The sequence below is a fragment of the Cobetia crustatorum genome, from assembly GCF_000591415.1.
Classification (GTDB): domain Bacteria; phylum Pseudomonadota; class Gammaproteobacteria; order Pseudomonadales; family Halomonadaceae; genus Cobetia; species Cobetia crustatorum.
In genome coordinates this window covers 1-4,647 of sequence record NZ_JEMF01000127.1, presented here as the reverse complement: position 1 = coordinate 4,647, position 4,647 = coordinate 1, and the positions used below count along the sequence as shown (strand labels likewise).

Below are 4,647 nucleotides of genomic sequence, written 5' to 3'. Positions count from 1 at the left end.
TGAGGAGTCAAGTGATGTTCTAGATGAGTATTCAGCTGAGTACAGCGGATGACTACTCTTGCAAACGACAACGCCCCACCGAGACCGGTGGCGTTGTCGTTACGGATGTCTCGGTAGGCACTGGTGATGAATGCTCAGGATGCCGTTGGTACGCGCTGGTGATCAATGACCTGGCGCAGCACAAAGCTTGAATGCACGCCGGTTACACCTTCGATACGCGTAATCTGCTTTAGCAGCAGATCGTGATAGTCGTCCATGTCCTTCACGACGACCTTGAGCTGATAGTCGGCTTCTTGCCCAGTGATCAGTAGGCATTCCATGACCTGTGGCAGGCTGGCGATCGTATCCTCGAAATTGGCGAAACGCTCAGGTGTGTGTCGATCCATTGAGATATGCAGCAGGGCCATCAGACTCAGTCCCAGCTTGCGAGCATCGATCTGAGCACGGTAGCCCAGGATCATGCCACTTTCTTCCAGAGCACGTACGCGACGCAGGCAGGGTGACGGTGACAGACCAATGCGCTCGGCGAGCTCCTGGTTGCTAATACGTCCTGAATGCTGAAGCTCATCTAGAATGCGACGATCAAAGCGATCCAGCGTAGGGAAAGTGATGTTCTGGCTCATTTTCGCAATCCATTAGCGGTGAATATGTGAATGGTAAAATAATCTGCTGTTAAGATGGCGATGTCATGTGATTTTCGCAATCGTCCGCCCTGATATGCGGCATATACTGTATTCACTGCCTGGCGACCTTTCAGGTCACTGCGCAATGTAAGCTGCCGGCGCTGGCCACACGCCTCTTTCGTTCGGTAAAGCGGTAAAGCAGGAGACTTCTGATCGAGACGGTCCTGCTGACAGGAATAGTGCGGTCACCCCGTCCTTTCTGCCTTGCCCGCTGTTGGTAGCCGTGATCCGGTGCCATGGTTTTACACAATCGAGCGGCCCGGTCCATGTGCACTCTGTCTTGGTCTTGCACGCTCTGGCTTATGCACTCTGGCTTATGCACTCTGACTTGCATATGCATTGTGGCTTGCTTGCCTGCGACGCTAACGGCAAGCTTTCAGAGACGAGACTCATAAGGCCCTCGTTACTTTACATTCACTCAGGCGCCCCTATTGGGACACTGCTGAGTGCGAAAGGTGCCATCGAATCACCATAATCAGGTGCCAAGACGCTACCTTGTTCACGCGCCCAGACCGCCAAGGATACGTTTATGATTGCTGCATCCACGCCAAGTGCTGCGTTCGACCACACTAAATATCGCCCCGTGACACCTGTGGCGCTGACCGACCGCCAGTGGCCGTCGCGTACAGTGACTCAGGCGCCGCTATGGGCCAGTGTCGATCTACGCGATGGCAATCAGGCACTGCTGGAGCCGATGACGGTCGAGCAGAAGAAACTGATGTGGAAGCTGCTGGTCAAGATCGGTCTGAAGGAAATCGAAGTAGGCTTCCCATCTGCCAGTCAATTGGACTTCGATTTCGTGCGCTGGTTGATTGAAGAGGATCAAGTGCCGGAAGGGGTCAGCATTCAAGTGTTGGTGCAGGCCCGTGAACACCTTATCGCACGGACTTACGAATCACTGATCGGGGCACGTGACGCGGTTGTTCACGTTTATAATTCAACGTCTACCGTGCAGCGTGAGCGCGTGTTTGAGATGGATCGCGAGGGCATCAAGGCCATTGCAGTAGAAGGTGCGCAATTGGTCAAGGACTATGCGGCACGCTATCCCGAGACGCGTTGGGTGTTCCAGTATTCGCCGGAGAGCTTCACTTCCACCGAGATGGATTATGCCGTTGAAGTATGTGAAGCAGTCATGGATGTCTGGCAGCCGACACCAGAAAATCGCTGCATTCTCAATCTGCCGGCGACGGTAGAAGTGGGTCCGGCCAATCATTTTGCCGATCAGGTCGAGTACTTTATCAAGCACCTCCGTCGTCGTGACTGCGCGATCATCTCGCTGCATACCCACAACGATCGTGGCGGCGCTGCGGCTGCTGCTGAGTTGGGCCTGCTTGCTGGTGCAGATCGTATCGAAGGCACATTGCTCGGCAATGGCGAGCGTACCGGCAACATGGATCTGATCACGCTGGCGATGAATCTCTACAGCCAGGGCATCGACCCGCAGCTGGATCTCTCCAATCCCGATGAGATCATCCAGGTCTACACCGAGTGCACCAATCTTCCAGTACACCCGCGTCATCCGTGGGTCGGCGAGCTGGTCTACACCGCCTTCTCAGGCAGTCACCAGGATGCGATTCGCAAGTGCCTCAAGAAGCAGCAGCCAGATGAACCGTGGCAGGTCGCCTACTTGCCGATCGACCCGCAGGATCTGGGGCGTGACTTCCAGGCGGTGATTCGCGTCAACAGCCAGTCCGGCAAGGGCGGCATGGCCTTCTTGCTTGAACGCGATCACGGCATCAGCCTGCCGCGCTGGATGAGCCTTGAATTGGCACCGCACGTGCAGAAGGCCAGTGAACAGGTCAGTGGTGAGCTTTCCAGTCAGCAGATTCGCGATATTCTGGATGCCAGCTTCAAGCGCGAGTCCCCGTTAAATCTCAAGGGCTATCGTCTGGATCGCGATGGCGCTGAGCAGCTGACTGCCACCCTGGTGGATGAACATGGCGAGCAGATCTCGTTGGCAGGCGAGGGCAATGGTGCTATTTCCGCCTTCATGGATGCCTGGCAGCGCCATACCGGTTCCACGGTCAGCGTGGTCGATTATGGTGAGCATGCGCTCGGTGAGGGTAGTGATGCCGTCGCAGTCGCCTTCGTGATGCTGAACCTGGATGGCAAGCGCGTCTGCGGTATGGCGGAAGACGGTGATACCGTCAGTGCCTCGCTCAAGGCGGTGCTCTCGGCGGTCAATCGTGGCCTGGAAAGTAATGCTCGCAGTGAAGCTGAACGTGCCGAAGAGGCAGCGCCTGTATCGGTGTAATGAAACACGAAATGTGAAAATCCTGACGCCCGCTGCGAGATACGTCACAAAACATGTCTGAAATGCTTGTTTGGAGCACTTACAACACCCCCGTTCATCTGAACGGGGGTGTTGTGCTTCAAGCCAGGAGACATTGGTGCTCAAGCCAGCGGTGGCGCGGGGTTTGATGTGTTTCAGACCACGTGTTCGGCAATGTCTCTGACGAGCAGTGATATAGACTTTTGTCGGAAGTTGTCTGGCTGTTCAACATCGGCGCTTGCACCGGTGTAATCCCTGCGTATCATCGCAGCACTCGCATAATGATAACGATCTGGTGGCAGACCGGATTCGAGAACACAACAATTCCAAGCGGTGCAAAGGCAGTCTCCCTGATGAGAGAGATAATGGATGTGTCCCCATCCTCCTCTTGTCGAGTATCGCCAGTGCACCTCTCGTTCAAAAGGTCCGCTAGAACAATCCACAACTACTCATCGGTATCGCATGATTCAACTTGATGCAATCACCACCCTGCTGCTGGCGGCGCTTGTCCTTGTCGTTGGCCATCTCATTGTCGAACGCGTGAGCGTGCTTCGAGAATTCAATATCCCCGAACCTGTGGTCGGCGGTCTTATCGCCACTGTCATCGTGACCGGCCTACGTGCCCTTGGTTATGAGTTCCAGTTCTTCGGTGGGCTGCAGACCCCCTTCATGTTGCTGTTCTTCGGTTCCGTCGGTCTGTCTGCTGACATACGGATGATTCGTGCCGGTGGCAGCAAGTTGGTGCTATTCCTCGCGTTGGTGATCGGTCTACTGATTCTGCAGAACCTGTTTGGCGTGGCCGTAGCCAGCCTGTTCGGTCTTGATCCGGTGCTGGGTCTACTCGGTGGTTCCATCACCATGTCCGGGGGCCACGGTACGGGCGCGGCATGGGCCAACGTCTTTGCTGAGGAATATGGCATCAATGGCGCCATGGAAGTCGCGATGGCGTGTGCCACATTCGGGTTGGTATTCGGCTCGCTGATCGGTGGTCCGACAGCGCGTTATCTGATCAAGCGCATGAAGCGCGATGGGCAGGATATTGCCGCCCAGACCAGCGAATCTGAATACGATGAGAGTGAAGTCCAGCATCCGCTCAATACCGCCAATGCACTGAAGACGCTCTTCATGCTGCTATTGGGCGTGGTCTGTGGTCAGCAGCTGCAGAGTCTTGCGGCCGACACTGCCTTCGAGCTACCGACCTTCGTGTGGGTACTGTTCAGCTGTATCGTGATCGGCAATGTGGTGCGCACCTTTGGTGACAAGCATCTCAATAGCCATGCGGTCGATGTGCTGGGCAACATCTGCCTATCCGTCTTTCTTGCGCTGGCATTGATGACGCTGAAGCTGTGGGATCTTGCCAACCTGGCGTTGCCGATTCTGGCTATCCTGCTGGTGCAGGTGGTGCTGGTGTTCGTTTACACCACTCAGGTGACCTTCCGTTTGATGGGCAAGAACTACGATGCTGCGGTACTTGTCGCAGGTAACTGTGGCTTCGGCATGGGGGCTACGCCGACGGCGATTGCCAACATGCAGGCGGTGACCCAGCATCATGGCCCATCGCGGCTAGCCTTCATCATCGTACCGGTGGTGGGTGGTTTCCTGATCGATATCGCGAACTCGCTGATCATCAAGGGTTTCCTCGGTTTCTTCTAAGCCTGAGCGAATCTCCTGTAAAACGACAACACCGGACTC

3 protein-coding genes are annotated in these 4,647 nt (G+C 55.6%); 2 read left to right on the top strand and 1 reads right to left on the bottom strand.

The features are described 5' to 3' along the window. Positions 1–134: 134 nt before the first annotated feature. Positions 135–623, bottom strand: a complete 489-nt coding sequence (locus BF12_RS0117650) for an Lrp/AsnC family transcriptional regulator (protein ID WP_024953411.1) — start codon at positions 621–623, stop codon at positions 135–137. Between the two features lie 589 nt (positions 624–1,212). Between BF12_RS0117650 and BF12_RS0117645 the strand changes: the two genes are divergently transcribed. Then, a complete protein-coding gene (locus tag BF12_RS0117645) occupies positions 1,213–2,937 on the top strand; it encodes a 2-isopropylmalate synthase (protein WP_024953410.1) in 1,725 nt (574 codons plus the stop codon). Between the two features lie 480 nt (positions 2,938–3,417). Continuing rightward, positions 3,418–4,608: a sodium/glutamate symporter gene (gene gltS, locus BF12_RS0117640; RefSeq protein WP_024953409.1), complete on the top strand. Its 1,191-nt coding sequence runs from the start codon at positions 3,418–3,420 to the stop codon at positions 4,606–4,608. Positions 4,609–4,647 lie beyond the last annotated feature (39 nt).

Coding starts and splice junctions, on each gene's coding strand:
- BF12_RS0117650 (WP_024953411.1), bottom strand. CDS start 623: ATGAGCCAGAACATCACTTTCCCTACGCTGGATCGCTTTGATCGTCGC.
- BF12_RS0117645 (WP_024953410.1), top strand. CDS start 1,213: ATGATTGCTGCATCCACGCCAAGTGCTGCGTTCGACCACACTAAATAT.
- gltS (WP_024953409.1), top strand. CDS start 3,418: ATGATTCAACTTGATGCAATCACCACCCTGCTGCTGGCGGCGCTTGTC.